Below are 26,994 nucleotides of genomic sequence, written 5' to 3' on the forward strand. Positions count from 1 at the left end.
AGTTCTCCAGTTTTTGCCCTCTCCCGCAAAAGAGGGCAGGAAGGGATCAGAAAATCTTCGAGAACTTATCAATGTTGCTGGCGTCGTAAACGAACGGCTCAGCCATGGCACCACTGCCGTCGGCGTCCAGTTTCACTTTGCCAAGTTTGCCCATGCTGGCTTCGTCTTTGGTCGCCGTGCCTTTCACCAGATCATCCGCTAAATAGGTGGCGGCATAACCGAGGTCGATCGGGTTCCAGATGGCGAAACTTTTGCTCGCGCCGGACTTAATGGCCCCCGCCATTTCAGACGGCAGCCCTAAGCCTGTGACATACACTTTGCCAATCTTGCCCTGGTCTTTTACCGCTTGCGCTGCGGCGACAATGCCGACCGACGACGGTGAGACGATCACTTTCAGGTCCGGGTAAGATTTCAGCAGGCCGACCGCTTCGCGGTAGCTCTTATCGGAAAGATCATCGCCATAAGCGACGGTCACCAGGTTAATCGACGGGTACTTCGGCAGCACCTTTTTCATCTCCGCAATCCAGATGTTCTGGTTGGTGGAGGTGGGTGTGGCGCTAAGAATGGCCACATCGCCTTTTTCAACGTTCAGCGCTTTTAGTGCATCGGCGGCCAGTTTGACGTTGGTTTCACCAATCAGCGCGTTATTGGAAGGATTGAGGTGAATCTGGCGTCCGGCTTTCGCCACGCCGGAATCCCACGACACGACTTTAATGCCGCGCTGCATCGCTTTTTTCAGCACCGGCACCACGGCGTCGGGATCGTTGGCGGAGATGGCGATCGCATCCACCCCCTGGGCGATCAACCCGTTAAGCACTTCGATCTGCGCTTCGGCCGTGGTAGTGGTCGGGCCGGTGTAGATCACTTTGACATCTCCTAGCTCTTTGGCTGCCTCCTGTGCGCCGGTGTTTGCTGCTTCAAAAAAGCCATTACCTAAAGATTTCGCCACGAGGGCGATTTTTACTTCAGCTAAAGCGGAACCGGACAACGCCAGAATGGCAACGGTGAGGATTAAGCTTGCTTTTGTTTTCATTGCTTTTACTCCACGAGAGTTAGTGTTTGTAGGGCTTGCAGGTGAGGATTCGCCCCGTCTCAGTGAGCGGGGCGCGATGTTGTTATGGGTACAGATCTAATGCGGATTGCAGCGGCGTCACGCCAAAGCGTTTACCCAGCGCAATCAATTCTTGCTGCGTGATGGTCTGTTTCATACCGCCCATCGAATAGATTTTTACCAGCACCTCGGCGGATTTCTCGGCGGTGTCGATCAGGCCAAAGGCTTCATCAAGCGTTGGCCCGCTGCCGAACACACCGTGGAAAGGCCACAGCACCAGTGAATGTTTTTGCATATCTTTGGCGGTTGCCTGGCCGATTTCATCGGTGCCTGGCACCATCCACGGCAGAATGCCGACGCCATCCGGGAACACCACCAGACATTCGGTGCTGCCTTCCCACAGCTTGCGGGTAATCAAATCAGAGGTATTTTCTAGCACGTAGGTCAGCGCAATCAGATTGGTGGCATGACAGTGCATGATCACGCGGTCTTTCCCGCCGGTGGCTTTGATGCGTTCGCAGTGCGACAAAAAGTGCGCCGGGAGCTCTGATGTCGGAACCGCTTCATGCTCCAGCCCCCACAGAATGTGGTAGCCCGCGCCGTCGCTGTCGACTTTCACCACACCTAAATTTGCTGCCGGATCGAGCTGCACGTTACGGAAAAATTTGCCGGAACCGGTGACGATAAACGGCGTGTTAGCCAGCAGCGGCATCGGCTGGCTCAGGGCGATATAGCGCGGTTTCTGGTGAAAATCAGCGGCGAACGATGTGATATCGGCCTCCTCCAGGCGCAGCGTCAGGTTGCCGCCGTTGCGTTCATCCCAGCCTTTCAGCCAGGCGTCCGAGGTGGCTTTGATCATCCCCTGGACGAACCAGGAATCGGTAATGGTCTGCATAGTCTTCTGTTTCCCGTTTATTGCCCGGTAGCGCTGCGCTTACCGGGCTGATGAATGCACAGCGATTAGCCACGTTTGCTTAATACGTCTTTCTCATAGGCCCGCACGCTTTCCAGCCACTGGCTACCGGCTGGCGTGTCGTGACGCTGGCAGTACATTTCCCACACCGCCTGCCACGGCAGGGATTTCTGCTCTTCGAGCAGCGCCAGGCGCGCGGTGTAATCGCCGTCCGCTTCCAGTTTGCGCAGTTGCTCAACCGGTTCGAGCAGCGCGCGCAGCAGCGCTTTTTTCATGTTGCGCGTACCAATCACCCACGCGGCGATGCGGTTGATGGAGGCGTCGAAGAAGTCGAGCCCGATGTGTACGCGGTCGAACAGTTTGTGGCGGATGATTTCGCTGGCGATGGCCTGGGTTTCGTCATCCAGCAGCACAACGTGGTCGCTGTCCCAGCGTACCGGGCGGCTGACATGCAGCAGCAGACGCGGCACATAGAGCATGGCGGCAGAGATTTTGTCGGAGATAACCTCCGTTGGATGGAAGTGACCGGCATCGAGACACAGCGCGGTCTGGCGGCTGGTGGCGTAACCCATATAAAACTCGTTGGAGCCGACGGTGTAGCTCTCTGCGCCGATGCCAAACAACTTACTTTCCACGGCGTCGATATGGTGCGCCGGGTTCAGTTTTTCGCTGATCACTTCATCCAGCGCAGCCAGCAGACGCTGGCGCGGCGCAAGACGGTCAACGGTGACATCTTTCATGCCGTCCGGGATCCAGATATTCATCACCGACGGCGTACCGAGTTGTTCACCAAAGTAGGCGGAAACGCGGCGGCTGGCTTTTACATGGTCGATCCAGAACTGGCGGATCTCGTCATTGGCGTGGGAAAGCGTGAAGCCATCGGCGCTCAGCGGGTGCGAGAAGCAGGACGGGTTGAAGTCCAGACCCAGATTGTTGGCTTTTGCCCACTGCACCCAGTTTTTGAAGTGTTCGGGTTTGATTTCATTACGCGCGACCGGCGTTTCGGCTTCGTGATAAATCGCATGCAGGTTCAGGCGTTTCGGGCCTGGGATCAGGCTTAGCGCTTGTTCCAGATCGGCGCGTAATTCCGTGGCGTTGCGCGCTTTGCCCGGATAATTACCGGTAGCCTGAATGCCGCCAGTCAGGCTGCCTTCCGGGTTTTCGAAACCGGCGACATCATCGCCCTGCCAGCAGTGCATGGAAACCGGCAGCCTGTCGAGCTGGCGCAGCGCCTCCTCGACATCAATCCCCACAGCGGCGAAACGCTGTTTAGCAATGTCCCAGGCTTGTTCAAGTTGAGTGGTCATGCGCAAAGCTCCTTTGTCTGTCGTTTTTGTTGAAAGCGCGCGACGTAGCGGGCGATTTCATTATCAGGATTAGGGGTAAACGTAATCAGTGAATGGTTAGCCGTGACCAGCTGGCGAAAATCATCGACGTTGCTTAGCTCATCCAGCGTCATCAGTTGCACGCCAATATTGCCCAGCGTCGAAGCTTCCACCGGCCCGGCGACTACCGGCAGCCCGCAGGCATCGGCGCAAAGCTGGTTCAGTAACTGGTTCTGGCAGCCGCCGCCGACGATATGCAGGCAGGTAAAAGGTTTGCCACGCAGGAAAGCCAGTTCGCTCAGCACATCGGCATACAGCAGCGCGAGGCTATCGAAGATGCAGCGCGCCAGTTCGGCGGTGTTCTGCGGCACGGGTTGGCCCGCTTCCCGGCAGGCGGCCTGGATTTCGGCGCTCATGTCGCCTGGGTTGATAAAGCGATCCGCGTTCGGGTTAATCACGAATTGGCAGGTAGGGATCAGCTCGGTGAGCGCGATCAACGCAGGCAAGTCAGTGATGTTTTGCTCTTTCAGTACGCGTTGCAGCAGCCACAATCCCATGATGTTTTTCAGCACCCGGTAACGGCCTTCGGCACCGCCTTCGTTGGTGATATTGGCGGCCAGCGCCTCATCGCTGGTGTGCGGGGTTTTGCTTTCAAAGCCCATCAGTGACCAGGTGCCGGAAGAGAGATACGCCGCGTCGGGATTTTCCAGCGGTGCGGCGATAACCGCGCTGGCGGTATCGTGGCTGGCGACGGCGACGACAGGAATGGCATTCCCCTGCGGGCAGATCCAGTTGCCGATAACGTTGCCAGGATGGGTTGGCGCGCCAAACCAGCGAGACGGAATGCCTGCCCAGCTCAGTAACGATTCATCCCAGTTATCGGTGTTGATATTGACCAGTTGTGTGGTGGTGGCGTTGGTGTATTCCCAGTTGAGATTACCGGTCAGGCGGTAGCTGAAGTAATCCGGGATCAGCAGCGCATGGTCGGCCTGTTCCAGCAGATGCGGTTGCTGTTCTGCCAGCGCGCGTAGCTGGTACAGAGTGTTGAAGGGTAAAAACTGAATGCCGCTGCGGCGATAGATATCGGTTTTGCCGGGGTTTTGCATCGCGCGGTGCATCACGCCATCGGTGCGATTATCGCGGTAGGCAATTGGCAGCCCGACGCGCTGGCCATCGCGGTTAATCAGGATGTAATCGACGCCCCAGGTATCAATACCGATGCTGTCCGGCTGTATGCCTTCGGCGCAAACCTTGTTCAGGCCGAGGTGGATTTCAGTTTCCAGGCCGTCGATATCCCAGCAATCAAAGCCGTCCACTTTTTGCAGACAGTTTACAAAACGGTGGATTTCGCGAAGCGAAAGCGTGCGGTTCTGGCGGTCATAGCGCGCCAGCATGACGCGTCCGCTGGAGGCGCCTAAATCCACCGCAACACAATGGCGAAAAGTCATGATCGGGTCCTTCTTAGAGTCATTGTGGACAGTCTAAAAAGGGCGGGACAGTTGTACCTTCTTGCTACTGACAGCGGCGATTTCGCGCTGGCAAGAAAGCAAAGGTGAACGTGAGAGAGTTCACAGTTTCCAGTAATCGCGAGGTTTTCGGCCATTGTGACTCTCACCACATTTCCCGATCTTTCCGGTCGTTTCTTGAAAAAACGACAGGCTATGCGCAAATCGGCGTCGAAAATTTAAGGTGAGGTCGAAAACCCTTAATTACTATTTTGAGAACATTTCTCAAGACCGGGGCAATCATGACCGTACTGCATAGCGTGGATTTTTTTCCGTCAGGTAAATCACCCGTTGCCATTGAACCGCGATTGCCCCAGGCGGCGTTTCCGGAACATCATCATGATTTTCATGAAATTGTGATTGTTGAACACGGAACGGGGATTCATGTGTTTAATGGCCAGCCTTATACCATCAGCGGCGGCACGGTCTGTTTTGTGCGCGATCATGACCGCCATTTGTATGAACATACCGATAATCTCTGTTTGACCAATGTGCTGTACCGCTCGCCGGATGCGTTCCAGTTCCTTGCCGGGTTGAACCAGTTGCTGCCGCAAGAGCAGGATGGGCATTACCCGTCGCACTGGCGGGTAAGCCAGCATACGCTGGGGCTGGTGCGCGGCATCATTAGCCAGATGGAAGAGATGGGCAGTGAAGCGGCAACGCACGACATTGCTAACCGCGAGATCCTGTTTATGCAATTGCTGGTGTTATTGCGTAAAAGCAGCCAGCAGGAAGATGCGGGCAACAGCGATGCGCGGCTGAATCAACTGATGCTGTGGCTGGAGGATCACTTCGCAGAGGATATTTGCTGGGAGTCGCTGGCGGAACAGTTCACCTTGTCGTTGCGTACGCTGCATCGCCAGCTAAAACAGTCCACCGGCATGACGCCGCAGCGCTATTTAAACCGCCTGCGGTTGATTAAAGCGCGCCATATGTTGCGCCACAGCGACGAGAGCGTTACCGGTATCGCCTTTCGCTGCGGTTTTGGCGACAGTAACCACTTTTCGACGCTATTTCGCCGCGAGTTTGACTGGTCGCCGCGCGATATCCGCCAGGGGCGCGACACGCTGCTTCAGTAACGAGAAGGCTATCACCGATTTTTTGCCAGGCTTCCGCTAATAATGTCAGGTTGTTCACGGCAGAGGTGGCGTTGTGGCTGGTCAGTTAATTCTTCGTAAAGCAGACTTTTTCCCGCGCGCCGGACAGGCGGTCGCGGTGGCTGATCGCTACCCGCAAAATGTTTTTGCCGAACATACCCATGAGTTCTGCGAACTGGTGATGGTGTGGCGCGGCAATGGCTTGCACGTGCTCAATGACCGGCCTTACCGCATTACGCGCGGCGACCTGTTTTATATTCGCGCCGAAGATTGCCACTCTTACGCCTCGGTTAATGACCTGGTGTTGCAGAACATTATCTACTGCCCGGACCGGTTGACGCTGAATCTCGACTGGGCTGCGCATATTCCGGGGCTTAACGGCGCGCCGTCCAACCCGCACTGGCGCATTGGCAGCAGCGGAATGGCGCAGGCGCGGCAGGTGATTACGCAACTGGAACATGAGAGCGCGAAGGACGATCCGCTGGCCAATCTGATGGCGGAAACCCTGTTTGCTCAACTGGTGATGACCCTAAAACGCCACCGTTTCGCCACCGATAACCTTGCCGCGACCCACAGCGAAACGCTGCTGGATAAGCTCATCACCGCGCTTTCCGGCAGCCTGAATCGCAGCTTTGTGCTGGAGCATTTTTGTGAACAGGAACAGTGCAGCGAGCGGGCGCTGCGCCAGCAGTTTCGCACTCAAACCGGGATGACCATCAACCACTATTTGCGCCAGCTGCGCATTTGCCACGCGCAATTTTTGTTGCAGCACTCCGAGCAGATGATCAGTGAAATCGCCATGCAGTGTGGCTTTGAGGACAGTAACTACTTTTCGGTGGTGTTTAGCCGTGAGGTAGGGATGACGCCAGGTCAGTGGCGTCATCGTAGCCGGGTTGCTGCCTGATTAGCTCGCCATGCCGAGGCCGACGATATTCGCCGCCACAATGATTACCACACAACCGAGACTCAGCACACTTACCGGTTGTCGTCCGGCGTTTTTCCACTCTTTTAGCACCAGACCAACCAGCCCACCGCATAGCACATAGAAGCTCATATGCAGCATCCAACTGATGTAGTCATACTGCCCCGGAATGCTGGCGTGACCCCAGGCGTAGAAGAAAAATTGCAGATACCACATCAGGCCACCCAGTGCGGAAAGCAGGATATTGCTGATGATCAGCCCTTTTGCCAGCGAGAAGTCGGCTTTTACCGACAGATCTTTCACTTTTGCCAGGCGGATAAAGCAGAAGCTCAGGTTGACCAGCGCACCGCCGCCCATGATCACCACATAACTTGGTAGCGCAGTGTAGAGCGGATCGATACCCAGTGCGGCGGCGGCTTCGTGCATTGGTTTGGCGGCGTTCATCGCAAAGGACATCCCGGCAGAGAACACGCCGCACATCACCGCCAGCGCTAACCCTTTTCTCAGGTTGAACTCTTCGGCTTTGATGCCCATTTTGCGCTCTTTCAACTGACCAGCGCGGGTGACAATGCCAACGCCAATCAACGCTACCAGCACGCCCAGCAGCGTCATCCGACCGCCTTCGGTGTTGATCAGCACGTCGAAGTGACCGTTGAGGATCGGCGTCATCAACGTACCGACAATCAGCGTAATGCCAATGGCGATACCAATGCCCATCGACATGCCTAAGTAGCGCATGGTTAGGCCATAGTTGATGTTTCCGATGCCCCACATTGCGCCGAAAAGAAACACCGGCAGCAGAGTTGAAGCGCTAAACGAACTGAAATAAGCCCAAAAATCAGGCAATAACAACGCGCTGATAGTCCAGGGAAGAATCAACCAGGAGACGATGCCGCCGATTGACCACATGGTTTCCCAGGACCAATTTCTTACCTTTTTAAACGGGGCATAGAAACAGGCTGCACTGGCTGCACCTATCAAATGCCAAAAAATACCCATCGTAATCGCGTTACTCATTTCACAATCCTCTTTGTTTTTATCGCCGGGATACGAGCAGCCGACCTGATGAGTGTAAAAATCGGTCAGAGGATTAACCTTGAGGCGTTTGCCGCGTTGCGCTGCAGGCTGGCAATGAGCGCGTGATGAGGGTGAGCGGCTTCACAATTTCAATAACATAACCAAAAGTTATAACCTTATAAAAACTACGGCATTGATAAACATTTTCAATATCATTTAATTAACTATAATGAACCAACTGCTTACGCGGCGTTAACACAATAGCCGCTTACCCTTAATGGAGATGAATATGAGCTATACACTGCCCGCTCTGCCGTATGCATACGATGCCCTCGAACCGCATTTCGACAAGCAGACGATGGAAATCCATCACACTAAACATCACCAGACCTACGTGAACAACGCTAACGCCGCGCTGGAAAGCCTGCCGGAGTTCGCCAGCCTGCCGGTTGAAGAGCTGATCACCAAACTGGACCAGCTGCCAGCAGACAAAAAAACCGTACTGCGCAACAACGCAGGCGGCCACGCTAACCACAGCCTGTTCTGGAAAGGCCTGAAAAAAGGCACCACCTTGCAGGGCGATCTGAAAGCCGCTATCGAGCGTGATTTCGGTTCCGTGGACAATTTCAAAGCTGAATTCGAAAAAGCTGCGGCGACTCGCTTTGGTTCCGGCTGGGCATGGCTGGTGCTGAAAGGCGACAAACTGGCTGTGGTTTCTACCGCTAACCAGGATTCCCCGCTGATGGGTGAAGCGATCTCTGGCGCGTCTGGCTTCCCGATCGTGGGCCTGGATGTGTGGGAACATGCTTACTACCTGAAATTCCAGAACCGCCGCCCGGACTACATTAAAGAGTTCTGGAACGTGGTGAACTGGGACGAAGCTGCTGCACGTTTTGCTGCGAAAAAATAAGCCGCTTTCGTCACGCCTTAGAGCGTGAGTCAAAGCCCCGTCTGGCATTGCCGGCGGGGTTTTTTTATATCTTTTAGCCTGCCAGTAACTATAAGGAACGACGATCCTAAAATAATGAAATAATGTTTTGTTATGATTGTTCGATCACTTTTCTCCTCTGAATCCCGGTCTACCCTCTCTTCATCCGCGCGGCTGTTGTTCCGTTCAACGGAAGTGCCAGCGCCATAAAAATCGAATGGTTTTTACAGGTGAAGATATGCAAATCAAGCGTGCAATAGAAAAAATCCCTGGCGGGATGATGCTGGTTCCATTGTTCATCGGTGCCTTGTGCCACACTTTTGCGCCCGGTGCAGGGAAATACTTCGGTTCATTCACTAACGGTATGATTACCGGCACGGTGCCTATTCTGGCGGTGTGGTTTTTCTGCATGGGCGCGTCGATCAAACTGAGTGCGACGGGTACGGTGCTGCGCAAATCCGGCACGCTGGTGGTGACGAAAATCGTGGTCGCCTGGGTCGTGGCGGCTATCGCGTCGCGGTTAATTCCGGAACACGGCGTGGAAGCCGGTTTTTTTGCCGGGCTGTCGACGCTGGCGCTGGTGGCATCGATGGATATGACTAATGGTGGGTTGTACGCCTCCATCATGCAGCAGTACGGCACCAAAGAGGAGGCCGGGGCATTTGTGCTGATGTCGCTGGAATCCGGCCCATTAATGACGATGATTATTCTCGGTACTGCCGGTATCGCTTCTTTTGAACCGCATGTATTTGTCGGCGCGGTGCTGCCATTCCTCGTGGGGTTCGCGCTGGGTAATCTCGACCCGGAACTGCGCGAGTTCTTCAGCAAGGCGGTGCAAACGCTGATTCCGTTCTTCGCCTTCGCGCTGGGCAACACCATCGATTTAAGTGTGATTGCACAAACCGGGCTGCTGGGAATTTTGCTGGGTGTTGCGGTGATTGTGATTACCGGGATCCCGCTGATTATTGCCGATAAACTGATTGGCGGCGGCGATGGAACGGCGGGCCTGGCGGCCTCCAGTTCGGCAGGTGCTGCGGTGGCGACGCCGGTGCTGATTGCTGAAATGGTGCCGGATTTCAAAGCGATGGCGCCGGCGGCGACCGCGCTGGTAGCAACCTCTGTGATTGTTACCTCGATCCTGGTGCCGATTTTGACCTCTGTCTGGTCACGAAAAGTGAAAGGGGCGGAAGCGGAAATGTCGATACGAAATACTGTCAAATAACGACATGAAGCCGACCTTTACAGGTCGGCTTTTGCATCATTGAATGCCAAACACGTTGTCGATAATGTTGCACTGCGCTTCATTGAGGGCGCCGCCGAAGTTACGGGCGACAGGCGTGCTGTAGCCAAACTTACGCGATACCACGGTTTTGATGGTGGTAACAAAATCGTCGCCGATGCTGTAGATGGCCATAAATTTACCGATCTCTTGCTGTACCTGATGCAGCGTTGCCAAATCACCTTGCCGCCACGCTTCCCGTGCTGTGACGAACAGTTCCGGCATCACATTGTTTAAGCCTGAAATCACGCCTGCGCCGCCTGCCAGCAGATTGGGAATAAAGTATTCGTCGTAACCGCACAGCACCGCGAAATCATCGCGCACGTTATTGGTCGCCAGAATCATATTACGGGTGTGCGACTGGCAATCAACGGTGTCTTTGATGCCCGCAAAATCGGGGAATTCGGCGGCCAGTGTCGCCACCAGGTCAGGAGTTAAATCGCAGCCGGTTCGCGCCGGGAAGTTATAAGCAAACCATTTTCCGCTGATCGCTTTGCCCAGCGCGCGGAAGTAGCTTAAAAGCTGGTTGCTGGTTTGCCCATAGTAATAAGGCGGCAGCACCATCACCGCTTCATAGCCGGTGCGGTAGGCTTCATCGGCCAGCCACAGGATGTCGTTAAAGCAGGTGGAAGAGACGTTAGCGACCATCGAAATGGGCGACATACCGCGCGCTTCACGGATCAACATCACCCGTTCATCCAGTGTGAAAGAGGCGAACTCGCCAATACTGCCCATTAGTAACACCACGTCGATTTTCGCCGCCGTCAGGCGGGTAATGTGCTGCTTTAATCCATTGAGATCGATGTTGCCTTCACTGTCCATCGGCGTGATGGAAGGGCACCAGACGCCGGAGAATGGGGTTGTACGCGTCACGTCACTGTCTCCTCGATTAATGAAATTATGTTTCAAAAGCGTAAGGTCAGTGATAGCACGGCGTCGGAGTGCGCACGTGCACGAATGTCTCATTTTTGCAGGTTAGGTCTGAGAACAATTGTGGTGTAATAACGCGATAAACGAAGCCTGTTGGAGGGAATATGCAACATCCGGTTGAAGTATTTGTAGGAAAAATAAGGGATTATCAGGGCAGCCGACCGAGCGCAATTGCGAAATTGCAGGTAGAAGGCGAATTGACGCTGACCGAAACCGGTATCGCCGGGGACGAGCAGGCGGAGAAAAGTTACCACGGCGGGACAGATCGCGCATTGTGCCACTACCCGCGAGAGCACTATGCACACTGGGCGCAAATGTTCCCACAGCAAGCGGCGTTGTTTTGCGCGCCCGCATTTGGCGAGAATCTTTCCACCCGTGGCCTGACAGAGAAAAATGTGTTTATCGGCGATATCTTTCGCTGGGGCGACGCGCTGATTCAGGTGACGCAGCCGCGTTCGCCCTGTTTCAAACTCAATTTCCACTTTGGCATCAGCGACATGTCAGCGCAGATGCAGTCCAGTGGCCGCATTGGTTGGCTTTATCGGGTGATTGCCGGCGGCAATGTTTCGGCGGAAGCGCCGCTGGAACTGGTTTCACGCGTAAGTGATGTCAGTGTTTATGACGCGGCGGCAATTGCCTGGTTTCAGCCGTTTGACGATGAGCAGTATCATCGCTTACTGGCGGCTGCGGGATTGTCGGCGAGCTGGACGCGTACGATGCAAAAGCGGCGCTTGAGTGGCAAGATTGAAGATAATTCACGTCGATTGTTGGGAAAATAAAACGCCCCCTCCGATGAGCGGAGGAGGCGAGTTATCAAGCGCGTTTATATAACGGCAGCCATATCGTCAGGCGCAAACCGCCGAGTGGGCTGTCGTCTGCTTTTACCCAACCTCGATGCTGCTGGATCGCGGTTTCGACAATCGCCAGCCCAAGGCCCGTGCCGCCGGACTCGCGATCGCGCGCTTCATCGGTGCGGTAGAACGGGCGGAAAATCTGTTCCCTGTCTTCCGGGCTGACGCCGGGGCCGTCATCATCCACGTTAATGGTGATGCCGTCTTTATCCACCGCGAAACTGACTTCGATTTTGCTGTGCGAGTAACGCAGCGCGTTACGCACGATGTTTTCGACCGCACTTTCCAGCGCGCTGGGGTTACCGTATAGCGGCCACGGGCCCGGCGGGAAATTGATGGTCAGGGATTTGCCCATCTGCTCCGCTTCAAACGCCGCGTTATCCAGCACCTCATTCCACATCTGATTGGCTTTCACCGTTTCGCTGACCAGCGCGTTTTTCTGCTGATTGCGCGACATTACCAGCAGATCGTTGATCATGCTGTCCAGCCGCTGCGCCTCAGTTTCAATGCGCTCCAGCTCTTTGCTTTCGCCGCTGCGGCGACGCAGCAGAGCGGTGCCGAGCTGTAAACGTGTGAGCGGTGTACGCAGTTCGTGTGAGATATCAGAAAGCAGGCGCTGCTGTGCGGTCATCATGCGTTCAAGCGCCGTCACCATCTGGTTGAAACTGGCTCCGGCGGCCAGAAACTCCTGCGGCCCCGATTCCAGTTCCGGATGCTGCCGCAAGTTGCCTTGCGCCACTTCATCCGCCGCATTTTTCAGCTTCCGCGCCGGTTTCGCCAGGCTCCACGCCAGCCACAACAGCAGCGGCGAGCTGATAAGCATGGTGACAATCAGCAGCAATAGCGGGCGGTCAAACAACAGGTTGATAAAGTCAGATTGCGAACTGCTGGCTGGGCGAATCAGATAGAGTTGGTAGTTATCTTCTCCGTCACGAACGGAGAAAGGCCCCACCATTTCGACCCGGCCATATTTTTTCTTCTGCGGATGGTCGGAGTTATCCGCCTGGCCGATGAAGTTACGGATGATTTGCATCTCGTTGCGTTCGGCGCCAATAACGCGCCCTTCGCTGGTCACCAGCAGCAGACGTTGGCCTGGCGGCGCCCATTTGTCGATGGCGCGAAAAAGCCTGCGCCACCACATCAGGTCGTTCGGCGGGTCGTTCGACAATTCCGCTTCAACATGCTGTTCAATCATCACGCCCTGACGCTGCTCGCTGTCCAGCAACTCCGTCATCTGACGGGAGTCCAGCTTTGGCACCATCAAAACCAGCATCAATACCAGCGCCAGCGTTAACCAGAAAATGGCAAAGATGCGGGCGGTCAAACTTCCTATCATGAAGCAGACACCATCAGATAACCGCGACCGCGCAGAGTTTTAAACCACGGATGCCCATCTTTACGCTCCGGCAGTTTGCGGCGCAGGTTGGAAATGTGCATATCGATAGCGCGGTCGAACGGTGTTAAACGTTTACCCAATACTTCCTGGCTCAAATGTTCGCGCGATACCACCTGGCCTAAGTGCTGCGCCAGCAAGTAAAGCAGGGTGAATTCGGTGCCGGTCAGTTCCAGCGCCTGGCCTTCAAAGCTGGCTTCCTGACGACCTGGATTAAGACTCAGCGCGTCTACTTCAAGCGTAGGCGAGCCGTTATCGTTGTTTTGCTGCTGCTCACTCCAGTGTGAGCGGCGCAAGATTGCGCGAATACGCGCGACCAATTCACGATCGTTAAAGGGTTTTGGCAGATAGTCATCCGCGCCCAGCTCAAGGCCAAGAACGCGATCAAGTTCGCTGCCGCGTGCGGTCAACATAATGACCGGTGTTTGGTGTGTCTGGCGTAGCTCTTTAAGTGTGTCGATACCGTTTTTCTTCGGCATCATGACATCAAGCAAAAGCAGGTCGATACTGTCGTCGAGGAGGTCGAGCGCCTGCTCCCCGTCATGGGCAACGAGCACATTGAAACCTTCCATGTCGAGTAGCTCCTTTAACAAGGAAGTAAGCTCTCGGTCATCATCTACTAAAAGGATTTTATTCATTGTTTAAATACCTCCGAGGCAGAAATTACGTCATCGAGACTCGCTAATCCATGACTTTACGTTGTTTTACACCCCCTGACGCATGTTTGCAGCCTGAATCGTAGACTGATTATCGTTGAATCGTGAGACGAAAAGGTTACTGGAGTAAATGATGCGCATCGTTACCGCTGCCGTCATGGCCTCAACGCTGGCGTTTAGCACCGTTAGCCAGGCTGCTGACGTCGTAACAGGCGATAACTGGCACCCGATTGATGGGTTTGCACAGCGCAGTGTTCAGAGCCATATGTTTGACGGTATTAATTTAACCGAACATCAGCGTCAGCAGATGCGGGATTTAATGAGACAGGCGCGGCACGATCAGCCTCCTGTTAATGTTAGCGAAATGGAGACAATGCATCGCCTTGTCACCGCAGAAAATTTTGATGAAAACGCTGTGCGCGCTCAGGCAGAAAAAATGGCGCAGGAGCAGGTAGCTCGTCAGGTTGAAATGGCGAAAGTCCGCAACCAGATGTACAACCTGCTTACGCCGCAGCAGCAAGCGGTTTTAAACCAGAAACACCAGCAACGGATGACGCAACTGCGTGAAGTCGCACAGATGCAGCAAAGTTCTCCGTCGACAGTTTTAAGTAGCAGTAGTACCCGGCATTACCAGTAACAAACCCTGTTTTCCTTGCCATAGACACCATCCCTGTCTTCCCCCACATGATGTGGGGGTTTTTTTTATCAATCACTTACACCTGAATCTAAGAATAACAGCCACTTAGAAAAAGCTGTAACGGTTTGGAAGGGTTTTAAAATTCCCTGAGTGTGGACACTTTGTGGACACTCAGAAAAGCCTTTTACAGCGTCACCCCGCCATTCAGAGGATTCAACGCAACAGCATTTTGCAGGTAGTCAGGTGCAAGGTGCGCATAGGCCATTGTCTGCTGAATGCTTGCATGCCCGAGAATCTGTTGCAGGGCAATAATATTTCCCCCGTTCATCATGAAATGGCTTGCGAAAGTGTGGCGCAGAATATGTGTTGCCTGATTGGGTGGAATGTCAGGTTTCACGTTGCGTAAGACCCCGCAAAATTTTTCATAATCAACTTTGAACAGCTTCCCGCTGGATTCCTCTTTCACTTTCTTTTCAAGCTGCGCTGAGATAGGCACGGTTCGCTTTTTGCCGTTTTTCGTTTTCAAAAAAGTAACCCTGCAACTGGCTATTTGCGCCGGTTTTAGTGTGGCTACCTCTGTCCATCTTCCGCCAGTGCTGAGGCAGACGAGGGCAACGAGCAAAGCATCTCCGCTCAATACTCCTAACAGCTTTTCAATTTCTGACTTATCCAGAAACGTCATTTCCGGGTTGGCTTCTGCCAGTGGAGGCAAACCATGTACGGGATGTTGCCCGGCAAATTCCTCTAACTGGATCAGCTTCGTAAACATGCCCGATAGACGGTACATATCACGATTTATTGTTGCTGCGCTGATACCTTCCCGTAAACGCATTGAGCGGTAATCCATCAGGCATTTCTTGCTTAATCTGCTGACTGGCAGATCTCCCAGCCCATTGATGGTTTTGAGCAAATGCCCTCGCTCTTTTTTTCCGTGTTCGTGGTTCTGCCCGTGGTATTGCCACCATGCATCTAACAACTCGGTTAGCGTGCGTCGGTCAGTCCGTCGGCCAGCCCATTCCTTTTGGGGTGCGTTCGCCAGCGTGTAACGCTCAAATGCGATAGCTTCGGCCTTTCTTTCAAACTTCCGGCGAATGCGACGTCCTTCGCGCCCGCGCGGTCTAATGTCCACTTCATAGCGACCATCATCGAGCTTCTTAATTGCCATAAGAAAGCCCTCCGGCGCAGGATTCACCATCTTGGTAACAAATGGTGAAAATGTAATGTTTATATAGTGTTAACCAGTCTGTTTCTCTGAGTGGTTTGATTCTGTTGGCTCTTGCCCATTGTGTGCGATAGCCGGTGCGATTTGACCAGCTTGTGGGGCAGTTTTGTCAGTCATTAACCAAAGGGCATATTTCTGAAATTGTGGGTGTGTCGTAATTTTGAGCAGAGCGTTACCTCCTGGCTCGAAATTACCTGTTTCATACTTTTTCAACGTGCTAAGGGGCAAGTCGATGATTTTGCAAAACTTAGCCTGACTTAACCCCTCTGCTTCTCGTAAGGCTTTTACCTTCGCGCTTAATTTCATTTGACATGGAACCTATATGTGTCCTAAATTTCCCGCAAATGGAACCTATATGTGTACCATTTTGGGCGTGAGTCCAGCCCGTCAGGAACGTTCCTGAGCGGTTTTGAAGGGGCTGGATCCGACAAGATTAGCACGAGAGGTGTGTTTTATGGACGCAAATAACTATTTGATCCAGTACCCAATTGAAGCGGTACATCCTGATAAGTTCGCCGAATTACTCGGAAAGCCACGCAGTGCAGTCATTGAAATGCTGAAAGCGAACAAGTTGCCTGTTGTTGAGTTTCGCGATCCATCTAAACCGAATGCCCGCGCAGGCGATAAGCTGGTTTTCATTCCTGAGTTTAATCGCGGCGTACGTGAAGCGTTTTACAACAGACCAGTTGAGCAGCGTGACGCGTGGCTGTTGTGGATGGGGCTTTGATTATGAATGAACCTCGTTGCATTGCTCAGCTATTACGTAACGAAAGTTCAAGGGCGATAGATTTCACTATCACCCACGGTAAGGGACGTAAAGGCATCATCATCCGCACCAAAAAACCGAGCACTCTAAGCGCTGTTTTTACTTTTCTGAAATCCCGGAGGTTCTGGAAATGTCTGTGATGACTCTCGGTATCGTGTCCGGTCAGCCAGCCGGTTTGCGCAGTTTGGTCAGCAAATACCTGGCCGTGCCTCGCTGGCAAGATTCTTGCGATTTTTATAATCAGATGATGGAGCGCGAGCGCTTAACAGCTTGCTTTCATGCGCAGTTGAAACAGCGTCATGCGACCATGCGTTTTGAAGAAATGAACGACGTCGATCGCGAGCGCCTGATCTGTGCAATTGACGAGTTACGCGCTGCGTTTTCCCGATTCCGTCAGGTTGGTATCAGCCAAACAGCTTACATTGGCAGGTTAACAATAAGTCAGCGACGAACTTTATTTATGCATGCTGGTTTAACAGAAAATGAATTTAACCAGCCTTACTGGCGCATTAATGACGATTCCTGTTATTGGCGCGATAAATTATTCCGAGCGTTGCGGGAGTTATTCGGCCTTTTTGAGCATGCACCGACAATATTAACCTCGGTTAAGCCTGAACAATATCTACATTAAATAATTACCGTTAATTTTTAACGCACTTAATTGTGCGGGGCTTCTTTTTATCTGGAGAAAGTCATGCATACAGAAATAGGAAAGCAGTGCGGTAAATTCTCATTAATGCTACAGCAGGCCAAAACGGAAGCACAGACCGACGCGGCTACACGCTTTTCTTCTCATCTTGACGCCTTAATACGCCACATAACAAGTGCTGAGTTGTCTCGTTTAGAGATTGTCGAGTTACTCAGTCAGGAGTCAATCAAGTTTCATAATATCGGCTTGTCTCGCGAGGAGTGCCTTTAATGTCACTCGTACACACCGTATTACTAAATAACTGGTTAAAAATCACACCCCTGAAAAACGACGAGTTTTCGCTTGCTGATATTAAACGCGACAGGGAAACCGGTGCGAAGGTTGAATCAGTCATCGCTATTTATTCATGTGAATTAAAACTGCTTTCGGACGTAATAAATCTACTAGTTAAACGTGCGATTTTTCATAAGCAAATCTCCTCGTTGGATGAAGTTACAGAATTAACTACCGAGCTCATTACGCACTGCGTAAGTGAATTTAAAACACTAAGCAGAATTAGAGGATAACCAATGCCAGATTATATGGATCTCGTTCAAGAACGGCAGACCGAGTCACTGACCCGCCAGGTTAACGCCGCGCGGGTAAAACCCTGCGGCGCTGCTGCGTTGGTATGTGAAGAGTGTGAAGCTCCGATTCCTGCTGACCGCCGTGCAGTCTATCCCTCTGCTACTCGCTGTGTTTACTGTCAGTCAGCACTCGAGGCGAAAGCAAAACACTATCGGGGACACATATGAGCATTCGTATCGAGATTGGCGAACGCTATGTTGTCACCAGTGATCGCTTTCAATTCATTTTGCAGGAAAAAAAGACCGCTGAAACAGGAAAGAATGCCGGTAAGGAGTGGCTCGATGTTGTCGGCTACTACCCCAAATTAAACCAGCTCGTATCCGGCTTGGTGTATCACGATCTTTTCACTGGCGACGCCACCTCATTTGAGGCACTAAGTACGCAGGTTGAGCGGCTCAGTCAGCAATGCTTAACGGCTTTCGGTTCAAATGGGCGTTGAAGCTCGGGGGCGTTACGCCCCTACACCGCCGCCTCCATTTGCAAAAGGCACCGGTAAAGAATTTTCCGGTGCTTACTCATGGAACGCGCCGCGTGATGCTATTGGACGCGATAGACCCCTTACACGTGACGAGCTGCGTCAGGTGCAAGGCGTTTTGTCCAAGATTGACCGCCTACCTTACTTTTTAAGCTCCCTCTTCACATCGCGTTATGAGTACATCAGGCGCAACAAAAGCCCGGTTCACGGGCTCTATTTTCTCAAGTCGACATTTTTACGCCGTTTATGGCCGCGTATAGAGCGAGTAAATCAGCGCAACGAAATGAATACTCAGGCGTCGTTGCTGTTTCTGGCGGAAAGCGAAAATTATGCGCGTTTGCCGGGGATGAACGATAAGGAACTGAAAAAATTCGCGGCGCGTATCGCCTCGCAGTTTTTCGTTATGTACGAGGAGCTAAGCGATGCATGGGCGGAGGCGCACGGCGGTAAAGAATCGCTTTTTACCGATGAGGCGCAGTCTCATCTTTACGGTCATGTCGTTGGTGCGGCTCGTGCTTTCAATATCACTCCGCTTTTCTGGAAGAAGTACCGAAAAGGGCAGATAACAATCCGCCAGGCCTTTTCCGCTGTGGCTCGGCTGATTAACGATGAATGGTGGATTAATCAACTCAAAGCGCAGCGTATGCGCTGGCATGAAGCTCTTTTAATTGCTGCTGGTGAGGTTAATAAAGACCGCTCGCCGTATGCCAGCAAAAGTGCAATTCGCGATGTGCATGCACGCCGCCTGGCTAATCTTGAATACCTCAAATCTTGTGATCTGGAAAATAAGGTGACGGGTGAGCGTATTGATCTCATTAGCAAAGTCATGGGGAGTATTTCTAACCCGGAGATACGACGCATGGAGCTTATGAATACCATCGCAGGAATTGAGCGTTACGCCGCTGGCGAGGGTGATGTGGGGATGTTTATCACATTGACCGCGCCGTCGAAATATCACCCGACGCGTCAGGTCGGCAAGGGTAAAGATAAGACCGTACAGCTTAATCACGGCTGGAACGATGAGGCCTATACTCCGAAGGATGGACAGCGCTATCTATGCCGTATCTGGAGCCTGATGCGCACCGCTTTCAAAGATAACGATTTACAGGTTTATGGTATGCGTGTCGTCGAGCCGCATCATGATGGCACGCCACACTGGCATATGATGCTTTTTTGTAAGCGTCACCAGCGCCAGGACATCACCGAAATTATGCGGCGTTATGCCCTCAAAGAAGATGGCGACGAGCCAGGGGCGAAACGTAATCGCTTTCAGGCCAAACATCTGAACAAAGGCGGTGCGGCTGGGTACATAGCGAAATATATCGCAAAAAATATCGACGGTTACGCACTTGATGGCGAGCTCGATAATGATACCGGAAAGCCATTAAAAGATACGGCCGCGGCTGTTACCGCATGGGCGTCAACGTGGCGAATTCCCCAGTTTAAACCGATTGGCTTGCCGACAATGGGCGCATATCGTGAGCTGCGAAAATTACCTCGCGGCGTTAGCGTTGCTGATGAATTTGATGAGCGTGTCGAAGCGGCTCGCGCGGCGGCTGATAGTGGTGATTTTGATTTGTATATCGCCGCACAGGGTGGGGCAAATATCCCGCGAGATAGTCAGACTGTACGCGTAGCCCGTAACGTTATTGATGAGGTCAACGCATACGAGGAAGATATTGAGCGTGTGGTCGGTATTTACGCACCGCACCTCGGAGCGCGTCATGTCCACGTTACCCGATCATCGGATTGGCGCATTGTTCCTAAGCTTTTAGCTGTTGAGCCTTTGACTTTAAAAAGCGGCATCGCCGCGCCTCGGAGTCCTGTCAATAACTGTGGAAAGCTCACCGGCGGTGACGTTCCGGTTATTGCCCCTACGCCGTTTGAGCATGCCGCAGCGGTGTTAAATCTCGCTGATAGCGGAGTTATCGCATGGGATGACCCCGAAGTCGTGACGGCGCTCAGAGGTGCGTTAAGACACGACACGCCGCGACCAAAGCGCCAGCAAAGAAGCGACGAGCCATTAAAACCGCATCAGATAGCGCCATCAGGGCGAATGACAAAGGCCGAGCGGGCGCAAATTCCACGCATTCGCTTAGAGTTAGCGCAGCAGGGCATTACGCCGCAGCGCTGGGCGCTTGAAGTGCTGGCTCGAGGTGGGACAGTTTGTGTTGAGGGCAATGAATTCAAATATCAGTTACTGACCGATTGGCCAGGGTGGGAAATGTGATTTAATTCAATAACTTTTATAATCTGACCCAGCCGCTTGTTTTGCTCTGTATGCTAAAGTTATCATAGGGAAAAAGTTCATTTTATGTTAGAAGTGGTGAAATTTTAAAAGGATTAAACATAGTTTGAACTCTATGGGTGTGGGAATTCGGAGTCGGTATGAAGAAGAAAACAGCAGGTGTTGAAGAGAAATTAAGGCACAAAGAAGTTGAATATATATCCATCGAAGATTTAGAACTCGATGTTGAAAACCCTCGCTTTGGAGAGGATTCTTCATCGGCAGACACTCAGGTTGATGTTTTAAATAATATAGTTAAGAACTACGGCGTCACGGATGTAATTAGCTCGATTGCTGTTAACGGATATTTTTCGGCTGAGCCGATGGTTGTAAGAAAAAATAGTAATAAAAAATATACTGTAATGGAAGGCAACAGGAGATTGGCTGCTTGCTTGATTCTAAAAAATGATGATAGAGCAAGAGACCAGGTTAACTTACATCAGCAGTATATTGATAAATATATTTCTCATGGGCAACCCAAGATAGACCCCATTCCAGCTATAGTGTTTGAAGATGATGATGGCGTTGATAAGAAATCGCTGATCTCTTATTTGGGTGTTAGGCACATAGTATCAACTAAAGATTGGGACTCATACGCTAAAGCTGCTTGGATAGCTAGAACCATCAAGGATGGCGATATGAATGTTAGCGATATCTCAACGATGATTGGGGATCGCAATAGTACTATCAAAAGGCTTTTGTCAGGTTACAATTTTATAAAACAGATGGAGTCTGCTGGTAAGTATAATAAGGATGATAGTGTTAAAAAAGGTCGCGGGAGTAATACCAGCTATCCTTTTTCATGGGTATATACCTTATTAGGCTATAAAAGCATTCAGGATTTTGTTGGGTTGTCAGATGACCCTACAGTATCTAGCCCAATTGATGAAAAAAAATTAGATAACGCCAAATTGCTAATGACAGCAATGTTTGGTAATAAAAATAAAGGGCAAAACTCCCAAGTTAGAGACTCGCGTAATTTAGGTGTATTAGCTGAAATAGTGGCCTCACCTGAAAAAATTGTACTTCTCAAACAAGGAAAGGACGTTGAGGAAATAAATGATCTAACTCAACCAATTGGAGACAGGTTGACCAATCTTATGCTTGAAATAAGAGGGAAGTTAGATGAATGTATTACTAGAGTTGGTCGAGAAGATTTACCAAGACAAGATGCGATTGAATTAAATAACTACCTTGAGCAAATCAGTAAGCAGTTTAGGTCTCTTAGAACGTCAATTAATGAAGCTATTAGTGGGAATGATTCAGAGGGCTTTTAATTGTGAATTATGGATTACGCTCAAAAATGCAAAGTTTCGCAACGGATGCGGATCAGGCTGAGTTAAATGCCTTGCTTGATATTAATGCAACCATCGATTCAGGTATCGAAGATGATAAGATTGCTGGAACAATCTATGATGAAATGGATGAGATTGATGGGCAGTTCGAAGAAGATTGGATGAAGGAAGACCAGGGTAAAGATATCTTGGTCGGTCAAATTGCTGAACAGATCCAATGGCGGGCAAGTATTCTCAAGGATGTCTATCCTTTTGAATATAAAGCAAATCATTTGACGTTAAAGAAATCTCCCTCCCCAGTTTATTTATTTTGTTTATGCGTTTCGATGATAAATAATTTGACTAAAGGAGATAATGTTCGGCTTCCGAGATATTTTGAGGTTATGGCGGGGCGTCTTTTTACAAAATTTTTGAGTGCACATGCAAAGCATATGCATACTGGCTGGCCTCGCTCTGAAGGAAATCCAACAAGTTACAAAGAGTTGGCTGTAAAGTTAAATAGCTTAATTTCTTCGGATACAAAAGAATGGTCTTGGCGTGTTGAAAATGGTTTGAAAGATGAGGATGCGCTTAGAATCAAAGATTGTGGTGTTGATTTCGTTACTTGGGTCGATTTTCTAGATGGAAGAGACGGACGTCTTTTCGCTTTAGGACAATGTGCTTGCGGCAATGATTGGCCTACGAAATTTAATGATATAAAGATTGAAAAATTAACACCATGGTTTCATCCGCTCACATATATTAAATGTGTTAAGGTTTTTTCAACACCCTACGTGTTGGTTGATGAAATGCTGAGAGAAGCTAGTGCTGAAGCAGGAATTGTCTTTGATAGAGTTCGTTTGGCAATTGCTCATGATCGGTTTAAAGATGATTTTGATGATATGCAAAACGATTTGAATTTATTGATTGATTTCTGCAAGCAGCTAAAAAAGGCCCAGTAGGGCCTTTTTTACCAGATGTCAGGTATATTATTCACCACAGCTTCAAATAATGGTGGTGGTACAGCGTTGCCTACAACCTTATAACGTTCTTTGAGTATACGAGCAGTTCCAAATCCTTCCATTTCAGGGAATATTATGTTGCCGCCATGGCTCGTATAATCTTTGCTAAATCCTTGTAGGATCGCAGCTTCTCGATACGAGAAACGTCTTGCTGGCTGATCAGTAACAAACTCCCATTTGTCTGCCTCAATCTTTTTTAGCTCAGGGCTGATGGGATGCAATGGAATGTGGCGAAGGTTGCTCACAATCGTCTTACTAACCTCATTCCAATTGCGGCGTCTATTTCTAGATAAATAATACCAATGGAATGGATCATCACAATATTCACCTGTAGGCCATTCAGGTAAATCTTTTAACGCTTCACCTATTGTTACATAGGGGAGCGGGCTATTTTCACCATGGGTTGGTTGAGGGAATTCATAGTCATGGTTGAAATCATTTCTAATGCCAACAATAATTAATCTTTTGCGCTCTTGTGGTACACCATAGTGGTGGGCTTTAAGCACATTCCAAACGACTTTATAACCGACAGAGCCTGCATTAGAAAATCGATTAATTTGATCTTCTAACAAATGTTGAAAGGTACTATTTCGCATGCCCGAGACATTTTCTACGATAAATGCCTTAGGTTGAATGCTTGCGAGCGCTCTAGCGAATTCTTTGTATAAATAATTGATACTCCTGTCGGCGAGGCGTGCCCCACCCTGACTAAATCCTTGGCAGGGATAACAGCCTACAAGAAGCTCGGCACTCGGAAAGCTCTCTACTTTCCGAATGTCTTGAATGAGATAGTCCGTTTCGGGTTGGTTTGCGAGGTAAACCTGTCTTGCATAAGGCAAAATATCATTTGCCATTACGACGTCAAATCCGGCTTTCACCAGCCCTGCATCGGAACCACCGCAGCCCGAGAACAATGATACAGCTTTAGGCATTTTCTCCCCCTGATAAACCGGCAAGAGTATAGCTTTTTATGTCCCCCCTGCACATACTCCAGCCTATTAAATGACGTATGTGTGCATTTGCATCCAAGGATGCATGTTTTTGCATCTAAGATAGAATTTTATTTTTTGGCTGTGAGCCCAGTAATGACATAGATCTGGCGTAGTAATGCACCTGCATTAAAACCGACCCATAAAGCGGGCAGGCGAGGCGGGGAAAGCACTGCGCGCCGGAGGCGTTATTTATTTTTATTTTCCAGCTCGTCAGCGAGGCGGTGCCGCCATTCAATGGCTGATGATGAGCAAGGGGAGCGGAAGAATAATGCGCGCCGTGTGCGGGCGCTGGCGCGGTCTGGTGAGGGGCATTAAAAAGCCGCCCTGCGGCGGCTGTGGTGGGCTATTCGTTGTCGGGGTCGAGCGAGTATTTCTGGAACCGGATAATTTCCTCTCCCGCCCATTCGTTGAGCTCCAGGAATCGCGTTTGCAGCGGCATCAGTTCGTTACGCACAAACACTTTTGCCACCTTCTCAACATCACCAATTGAGCCCGCATTCTCAGGTTTGCCGCCCATCAACTGGAACGGGATACGGTGCGCGTCCAGCAGGTCGCCCGCGCTCACTTTCTTGATATTAAAAAAATCATCCTTGGTGGCGACTTCACTCAGTGGCACGATTTTAATGCCGTCGGCTTTTCCGTTCGGCGCGTAGAAAAACAGGTTTTTAAAATTGCCGAGCCCTTTCGAATCCCGCATCGCCTTGCGCAGCGCCTCGACGTCAGTGCTGCTTTGCGCTGCGTCGGTGACATACATGATGTAACCCGCGTGCGCGCCGTTCTGGTAATACTTGCGCCGGAACAGGGTCGCCGACTCATTCAGCCAGGCCGAATTAAGCGCGCTGAGATATTCCGGCATCCCGTAAATCTCCTGGTTAATATCGGGCTCCAGCAGGTGGAACACGGAACCGGGCGCAAACTGATGCGGTTTCGTGAAGTTCTGAATATACCAGTAGGTATCCTCCTCCACGCCGCGCCGGGTGTATTTTGCCGGTGAGGTTTCATATTTAACCGGCTTGTCGGTGTAGCTCCGGCGCTCCTCAATAAACGCGTTGCCGAACACCATATAATCGAGCGCAAAGCGGCTGAAATCCTGACGTGATAACAGCGGGTGCGGGATATATGTCGACACCAGAATGTTGCGTTTGACGTACACCGGTGAGCTGTGGTGAACGGCGGCGCGCATGCTTTTTGCCAGCCCCGAAAAACTTATCGGCGGCTCATACCACTGGCCGTTATGGATGCATTCGACATAATCAAGAATTTCGCGCTTATCGAGCACCGGCACCGGTTCGCCGAAGGTAAATGCCTCCATGCTCTGCGCGGGCGCGGCGGTGTGCTGGCGCGGTTTCGGTGTGTATTTTTGCTTTTTATTTTTGCTCATCAGTTGAAGTCCAGAATGGAAGATGACGACTGGCCGGTCGCGGCGGTCAGCGGTTCGTTAATCAGTACGTGCATGGTCGCCCAGGCGAGATCTGCGTGGCTGGCTTCCTCGGTGCGGCTGGCCTCATAGGTGGCGCTGCGCCCGCTGCTGGTCATGGTTTTGCGGATGGACATAAACGACTGCGTGATGTCGGTTGCGCTGACGTCGTATTCGAGGCAACCGCGCGTGATGGTGTCCTTGGCCTTAAGCACCATGGCGGTTTTCATTTCCGGCGTGTAGCGGATGTCACGCGCTGCCGGGTAAAACGAGCGCACAAGCTGGAACACGCCCTGACCGAGCCCGGTCGAGTCGATGCCGATGTATTCCACGTTGTATTTTTGCGTGAGCTCGCGGATAGACTCGGCCTGTGTGGCGAAGTCCATTCCTTTCCACTGGTGGCGCTCCATAATGCGGAATTTGCCCCCGGCAACCACCGGCGGCGCAATGACCACGCACCCGGCGCTGTCGCCACGGAGTGACGGGTCGTAACCAATCCACACCACGCGATGCCCGAATGGCCGGTCGGCAAAGGGCGTGAAATCCTCCCATTCCTCCATGCTGTCGACCATGCAGCGTTGCAGCTCCTCGAACGGGAACACCGACGCCTTGTCATCGACAAATTCGCACATAAACAGGTTACGGAAGTCATCCGCACTGTTTTCCCGGCGCAGTGCCTCCAGGTCAAACAGGGTACAGCCCCCGGCGAGCGCGTCCTCAATGGTGACAATCTGCCGCCACTGTCCGTCAGCACATGCCACGCCGCGCGCTAACGCCGCGTGGCTGATATCGATATCAACCCGCTCGCTGGCGCTGGCGCGCCCCCGGTTAAACAGGTCGCCCGACCAGAACGGGTACGCACCGTGACCCAGCGAGGAGGGCGTCGAAAAATAGGTCGTGCGCAGGTGTTTTTGCGACGCCATGCCCGACGCCACTTTGCGCAGTTTCTGAAAGTTGGGGATCCAGAAAATTTCATCGACATACAGGTCGCCGTTATGGCTCTGCGCGGTGTTTGAGTTGGTGCCGAGAAATAACAGCTCCGCGCCGTTATTGCCGATAACAATCGGGTCGCCCGACAGGTCGACATCGACAAGACGGGCAAAGGCGATGATGTATTTGCGGAACACATGCGCCTGTGTTTTCGACGCGGATAAAAATATCTGGTTCTGGCCTGTTTGCAGGGCGCGCAACAGCGCCTCGCGGGCAAAATAAAACGTCGCGCCAATCTGGCGGGATTTAAGGATGTGCCTGATACGGTGCTCCAGCCCGGCCTTGTGCCAGCCGAGCTGATAGGCGAAAGACTGGTCGAAGAAAATCTCCTCCAGTTTTTCGATAGCTTTCTCGCTGAAAAAATTCTTTTTCGGCTTCCTGCGCTCCCCTTTATTGCGGTTCGCCACGTTCGGATTGAGGTCGGCCTCGTTGCCGGTCTGGCCGTAACGGTTGATGCGCGCAAAGCGCTCCATCTGGCGCGCCAGAAAATCAGCAACCTTGAAATCGTGCGCGGTCAGCTCCGGTTTGGCGTAAAGCTGGATTAACCGCGCTTCTAAGGTATTTCCCACCCGGTCTAACGGGGCGGTCTCGTCCCATCCGTCGCGCTGTTTCCAGCTCTGCACCGTCGGGCGTCTGGTCTGCAACATTTCCGCGATTTGCGGCACGGAAAAGCCCTGCCAGTACAACAGCGCCGCCTGTCGTCGCGGGTCATTTAAAAGTGTGGTGTCGGTGGTGATGGTCATGCCTGCCTCGCCGTCATGGATACAGG

Annotated in this window: 28 protein-coding genes; 15 read left to right on the plus strand and 13 right to left on the minus strand. The window is 51.8% G+C overall.

Annotation, left to right across the window (positions count from 1 at the left end):
- Window positions 1–46 precede the first annotated feature (46 nt).
- From rhaS (ACFX4O_RS20135) to rhaB, 4 genes are all read right to left on the minus strand, one after another.
- A complete protein-coding gene (gene rhaS, locus ACFX4O_RS20135; RefSeq protein ID WP_131412917.1) occupies window positions 47–1,033 on the minus strand; it encodes a rhamnose ABC transporter substrate-binding protein in 987 nt (328 codons plus the stop codon).
- Between the two features lie 82 nt (window positions 1,034–1,115).
- On the minus strand, window positions 1,116–1,946 hold the full coding sequence (rhaD, locus tag ACFX4O_RS20140; protein WP_131412915.1) for a rhamnulose-1-phosphate aldolase: 831 nt from the start codon (window positions 1,944–1,946) through the stop codon (window positions 1,116–1,118).
- 65 nt (window positions 1,947–2,011) lie between these two features.
- The gene (gene rhaA, locus ACFX4O_RS20145; protein ID WP_017459664.1) at window positions 2,012–3,271 is read right to left on the minus strand and encodes an L-rhamnose isomerase; all 1,260 of its coding nucleotides are present in this window, start codon (window positions 3,269–3,271) and stop codon (window positions 2,012–2,014) included.
- Window positions 3,268–4,737: a rhamnulokinase gene (gene rhaB / locus ACFX4O_RS20150; RefSeq protein WP_380210701.1), complete on the minus strand. Its 1,470-nt coding sequence runs from the start codon at window positions 4,735–4,737 to the stop codon at window positions 3,268–3,270. Before rhaB ends, rhaA begins: the two co-directional genes overlap by 4 nt.
- A gap of 299 nt (window positions 4,738–5,036) precedes the next feature.
- Between rhaB and rhaS (ACFX4O_RS20155) the strand changes: the two genes are divergently transcribed.
- Both rhaS (ACFX4O_RS20155) and rhaR read left to right on the plus strand, forming a co-directional pair.
- A complete protein-coding gene (gene rhaS, locus ACFX4O_RS20155) occupies window positions 5,037–5,873 on the plus strand; it encodes an HTH-type transcriptional activator RhaS (RefSeq protein ID WP_380210703.1) in 837 nt (278 codons plus the stop codon).
- Between the two features lie 73 nt (window positions 5,874–5,946).
- Window positions 5,947–6,795, plus strand: a complete 849-nt coding sequence (rhaR, locus tag ACFX4O_RS20160; protein ID WP_249880372.1) for an HTH-type transcriptional activator RhaR — start codon at window positions 5,947–5,949, stop codon at window positions 6,793–6,795.
- Here rhaR and rhaT read toward each other — a convergent pair whose 3' ends face one another.
- Window positions 6,796–7,830: an L-rhamnose/proton symporter RhaT gene (rhaT, locus tag ACFX4O_RS20165; protein ID WP_380210706.1), complete on the minus strand. Its 1,035-nt coding sequence runs from the start codon at window positions 7,828–7,830 to the stop codon at window positions 6,796–6,798.
- Between the two features lie 289 nt (window positions 7,831–8,119).
- Between rhaT and sodA the strand changes: the two genes are divergently transcribed.
- Complete coding sequence (gene sodA, locus ACFX4O_RS20170; protein ID WP_017459659.1) at window positions 8,120–8,740, plus strand: superoxide dismutase [Mn]; 621 nt, start codon at window positions 8,120–8,122, stop codon at window positions 8,738–8,740.
- A 256-nt stretch (window positions 8,741–8,996) separates the two neighbouring features.
- Entirely contained in the window at window positions 8,997–9,980 is a 984-nt protein-coding gene (gene kdgT / locus ACFX4O_RS20175; protein WP_131412905.1) for a 2-keto-3-deoxygluconate transporter, read from the plus strand.
- A 36-nt stretch (window positions 9,981–10,016) separates the two neighbouring features.
- On the opposite strand, the gene ACFX4O_RS20180 is transcribed toward kdgT, so the two are convergent.
- Entirely contained in the window at window positions 10,017–10,910 is an 894-nt protein-coding gene (locus ACFX4O_RS20180) for a dihydrodipicolinate synthase family protein (RefSeq protein WP_380210709.1), read from the minus strand.
- 161 nt (window positions 10,911–11,071) lie between these two features.
- Here ACFX4O_RS20180 and yiiM point away from each other — a divergent pair, with 161 nt between their 5' ends.
- Window positions 11,072–11,746, plus strand: a complete 675-nt coding sequence (yiiM, locus tag ACFX4O_RS20185; protein WP_380210711.1) for a 6-hydroxyaminopurine reductase — start codon at window positions 11,072–11,074, stop codon at window positions 11,744–11,746.
- A gap of 34 nt (window positions 11,747–11,780) precedes the next feature.
- On the opposite strand, the gene cpxA is transcribed toward yiiM, so the two are convergent.
- Together cpxA and cpxR are read right to left on the minus strand one after the other, a co-directional pair.
- Window positions 11,781–13,154 (minus strand): envelope stress sensor histidine kinase CpxA, encoded by a 1,374-nt coding sequence (cpxA, locus tag ACFX4O_RS20190; protein ID WP_017459655.1) that lies wholly within the window; start codon window positions 13,152–13,154, stop codon window positions 11,781–11,783.
- Window positions 13,151–13,849, minus strand: coding sequence for an envelope stress response regulator transcription factor CpxR (gene cpxR, locus ACFX4O_RS20195; RefSeq protein ID WP_017459654.1), 699 nt, complete (start codon window positions 13,847–13,849; stop codon window positions 13,151–13,153). The genes cpxA and cpxR overlap by 4 nt, the downstream gene beginning before the upstream one ends.
- 151 nt (window positions 13,850–14,000) lie before the next feature.
- Here cpxR and cpxP point away from each other — a divergent pair, with 151 nt between their 5' ends.
- A complete protein-coding gene (cpxP, locus tag ACFX4O_RS20200) occupies window positions 14,001–14,504 on the plus strand; it encodes a cell-envelope stress modulator CpxP (protein WP_131412959.1) in 504 nt (167 codons plus the stop codon).
- A gap of 184 nt (window positions 14,505–14,688) precedes the next feature.
- On the opposite strand, the gene ACFX4O_RS20205 is transcribed toward cpxP, so the two are convergent.
- The gene (locus tag ACFX4O_RS20205; RefSeq protein ID WP_088237001.1) at window positions 14,689–15,669 is read right to left on the minus strand and encodes a tyrosine-type recombinase/integrase; all 981 of its coding nucleotides are present in this window, start codon (window positions 15,667–15,669) and stop codon (window positions 14,689–14,691) included.
- 69 nt (window positions 15,670–15,738) lie between these two features.
- The gene (locus tag ACFX4O_RS20210; protein ID WP_088237002.1) at window positions 15,739–16,032 is read right to left on the minus strand and encodes a DNA-binding transcriptional regulator; all 294 of its coding nucleotides are present in this window, start codon (window positions 16,030–16,032) and stop codon (window positions 15,739–15,741) included.
- 148 nt (window positions 16,033–16,180) lie between these two features.
- On the opposite strand from ACFX4O_RS20210, the gene ACFX4O_RS20215 reads away from it, so the two are divergent.
- The 9 genes from ACFX4O_RS20215 (at window position 16,181) to ACFX4O_RS20255 (ending at window position 22,766) form a co-directional block, all read left to right on the plus strand.
- A complete protein-coding gene (locus tag ACFX4O_RS20215; RefSeq protein ID WP_088237003.1) occupies window positions 16,181–16,453 on the plus strand; it encodes a Cox family DNA-binding protein in 273 nt (90 codons plus the stop codon).
- A 169-nt stretch (window positions 16,454–16,622) separates the two neighbouring features.
- Window positions 16,623–17,123: a replication protein B gene (locus ACFX4O_RS20220; RefSeq protein ID WP_380210719.1), complete on the plus strand. Its 501-nt coding sequence runs from the start codon at window positions 16,623–16,625 to the stop codon at window positions 17,121–17,123.
- A 63-nt stretch (window positions 17,124–17,186) separates the two neighbouring features.
- Entirely contained in the window at window positions 17,187–17,411 is a 225-nt protein-coding gene (locus ACFX4O_RS20225) for a DUF2732 family protein (protein WP_380210721.1), read from the plus strand.
- Entirely contained in the window at window positions 17,411–17,707 is a 297-nt protein-coding gene (locus tag ACFX4O_RS20230; RefSeq protein ID WP_380210722.1) for a DUF5405 family protein, read from the plus strand. Before ACFX4O_RS20225 ends, ACFX4O_RS20230 begins: the two co-directional genes overlap by 1 nt.
- Window positions 17,708–17,710: 3 nt before the next feature.
- Entirely contained in the window at window positions 17,711–17,935 is a 225-nt protein-coding gene (locus ACFX4O_RS20235; RefSeq protein ID WP_380210724.1) for a TraR/DksA C4-type zinc finger protein, read from the plus strand.
- On the plus strand, window positions 17,932–18,207 hold the full coding sequence (locus ACFX4O_RS20240) for a DUF5405 family protein (RefSeq protein ID WP_088237007.1): 276 nt from the start codon (window positions 17,932–17,934) through the stop codon (window positions 18,205–18,207). The genes ACFX4O_RS20235 and ACFX4O_RS20240 overlap by 4 nt, the downstream gene beginning before the upstream one ends.
- Window positions 18,197–20,473 carry a replication endonuclease gene (locus ACFX4O_RS20245; protein ID WP_380210725.1) on the plus strand — a complete coding sequence of 759 codons (2,277 nt, stop codon included), beginning with the start codon at window positions 18,197–18,199 and terminating at the stop codon, window positions 20,471–20,473. The genes ACFX4O_RS20240 and ACFX4O_RS20245 overlap by 11 nt, the downstream gene beginning before the upstream one ends.
- 158 nt (window positions 20,474–20,631) lie before the next feature.
- Entirely contained in the window at window positions 20,632–21,807 is a 1,176-nt protein-coding gene (locus ACFX4O_RS20250) for a ParB N-terminal domain-containing protein (protein ID WP_380210726.1), read from the plus strand.
- Between the two features lie 26 nt (window positions 21,808–21,833).
- Entirely contained in the window at window positions 21,834–22,766 is a 933-nt protein-coding gene (locus ACFX4O_RS20255; RefSeq protein WP_380210728.1) for a hypothetical protein, read from the plus strand.
- Window positions 22,767–22,774: 8 nt separating this feature from the next.
- Here the strand turns inward: ACFX4O_RS20255 and ACFX4O_RS20260 are convergent, their stop codons facing one another.
- The 3 genes from ACFX4O_RS20260 to ACFX4O_RS20270 form a co-directional block, all read right to left on the minus strand.
- On the minus strand, window positions 22,775–23,758 hold the full coding sequence (locus tag ACFX4O_RS20260; protein WP_380210729.1) for a DNA cytosine methyltransferase: 984 nt from the start codon (window positions 23,756–23,758) through the stop codon (window positions 22,775–22,777).
- 403 nt (window positions 23,759–24,161) lie between these two features.
- Entirely contained in the window at window positions 24,162–25,199 is a 1,038-nt protein-coding gene (locus ACFX4O_RS20265; protein ID WP_380210730.1) for a phage portal protein, read from the minus strand.
- Window positions 25,199–26,968, minus strand: a complete 1,770-nt coding sequence (locus tag ACFX4O_RS20270) for a terminase ATPase subunit family protein (protein WP_380210731.1) — start codon at window positions 26,966–26,968, stop codon at window positions 25,199–25,201. Before ACFX4O_RS20270 ends, ACFX4O_RS20265 begins: the two co-directional genes overlap by 1 nt.
- Window positions 26,969–26,994: the final 26 nt, after the last annotated feature.

The sequence above is a fragment of the Kosakonia sp. YIM B13571 genome (assembly GCF_042788095.1).
In the GTDB taxonomy this organism is placed as follows: Bacteria; Pseudomonadota; Gammaproteobacteria; order Enterobacterales; family Enterobacteriaceae; genus Kosakonia; species Kosakonia quasisacchari.

Excerpts from the sequence above, each read along its gene's own strand:
- cpxR (WP_017459654.1), bottom strand. The coding sequence starts at position 13,849 with ATGAATAAAATCCTTTTAGTAGATGATGACCGAGAGCTTACTTCCTTG.
- sodA (WP_017459659.1), top strand. The coding sequence starts at position 8,120 with ATGAGCTATACACTGCCCGCTCTGCCGTATGCATACGATGCCCTCGAA.
- ACFX4O_RS20240 (WP_088237007.1), top strand. The coding sequence starts at position 17,932 with ATGAGCATTCGTATCGAGATTGGCGAACGCTATGTTGTCACCAGTGAT.
- ACFX4O_RS20215 (WP_088237003.1), top strand. The coding sequence starts at position 16,181 with ATGGACGCAAATAACTATTTGATCCAGTACCCAATTGAAGCGGTACAT.
- ACFX4O_RS20270 (WP_380210731.1), bottom strand. The coding sequence starts at position 26,968 with ATGACCATCACCACCGACACCACACTTTTAAATGACCCGCGACGACAG.
- ACFX4O_RS20250 (WP_380210726.1), top strand. The coding sequence starts at position 20,632 with ATGAAGAAGAAAACAGCAGGTGTTGAAGAGAAATTAAGGCACAAAGAA.
- rhaS (WP_380210703.1), top strand. The coding sequence starts at position 5,037 with ATGACCGTACTGCATAGCGTGGATTTTTTTCCGTCAGGTAAATCACCC.
- ACFX4O_RS20235 (WP_380210724.1), top strand. The coding sequence starts at position 17,711 with ATGCCAGATTATATGGATCTCGTTCAAGAACGGCAGACCGAGTCACTG.
- ACFX4O_RS20245 (WP_380210725.1), top strand. The coding sequence starts at position 18,197 with ATGGGCGTTGAAGCTCGGGGGCGTTACGCCCCTACACCGCCGCCTCCA.
- ACFX4O_RS20220 (WP_380210719.1), top strand. The coding sequence starts at position 16,623 with ATGTCTGTGATGACTCTCGGTATCGTGTCCGGTCAGCCAGCCGGTTTG.
- rhaT (WP_380210706.1), bottom strand. The coding sequence starts at position 7,830 with ATGAGTAACGCGATTACGATGGGTATTTTTTGGCATTTGATAGGTGCA.
- ACFX4O_RS20260 (WP_380210729.1), bottom strand. The coding sequence starts at position 23,758 with ATGCCTAAAGCTGTATCATTGTTCTCGGGCTGCGGTGGTTCCGATGCA.
- rhaB (WP_380210701.1), bottom strand. The coding sequence starts at position 4,737 with ATGACTTTTCGCCATTGTGTTGCGGTGGATTTAGGCGCCTCCAGCGGA.
- cpxA (WP_017459655.1), bottom strand. The coding sequence starts at position 13,154 with ATGATAGGAAGTTTGACCGCCCGCATCTTTGCCATTTTCTGGTTAACG.
- ACFX4O_RS20230 (WP_380210722.1), top strand. The coding sequence starts at position 17,411 with ATGTCACTCGTACACACCGTATTACTAAATAACTGGTTAAAAATCACA.
- ACFX4O_RS20255 (WP_380210728.1), top strand. The coding sequence starts at position 21,834 with ATGCAAAGTTTCGCAACGGATGCGGATCAGGCTGAGTTAAATGCCTTG.
- ACFX4O_RS20225 (WP_380210721.1), top strand. The coding sequence starts at position 17,187 with ATGCATACAGAAATAGGAAAGCAGTGCGGTAAATTCTCATTAATGCTA.
- kdgT (WP_131412905.1), top strand. The coding sequence starts at position 8,997 with ATGCAAATCAAGCGTGCAATAGAAAAAATCCCTGGCGGGATGATGCTG.
- rhaS (WP_131412917.1), bottom strand. The coding sequence starts at position 1,033 with ATGAAAACAAAAGCAAGCTTAATCCTCACCGTTGCCATTCTGGCGTTG.
- ACFX4O_RS20210 (WP_088237002.1), bottom strand. The coding sequence starts at position 16,032 with ATGAAATTAAGCGCGAAGGTAAAAGCCTTACGAGAAGCAGAGGGGTTA.
- ACFX4O_RS20265 (WP_380210730.1), bottom strand. The coding sequence starts at position 25,199 with ATGAGCAAAAATAAAAAGCAAAAATACACACCGAAACCGCGCCAGCAC.
- yiiM (WP_380210711.1), top strand. The coding sequence starts at position 11,072 with ATGCAACATCCGGTTGAAGTATTTGTAGGAAAAATAAGGGATTATCAG.
- rhaA (WP_017459664.1), bottom strand. The coding sequence starts at position 3,271 with ATGACCACTCAACTTGAACAAGCCTGGGACATTGCTAAACAGCGTTTC.
- rhaD (WP_131412915.1), bottom strand. The coding sequence starts at position 1,946 with ATGCAGACCATTACCGATTCCTGGTTCGTCCAGGGGATGATCAAAGCC.
- ACFX4O_RS20205 (WP_088237001.1), bottom strand. The coding sequence starts at position 15,669 with ATGGCAATTAAGAAGCTCGATGATGGTCGCTATGAAGTGGACATTAGA.
- cpxP (WP_131412959.1), top strand. The coding sequence starts at position 14,001 with ATGCGCATCGTTACCGCTGCCGTCATGGCCTCAACGCTGGCGTTTAGC.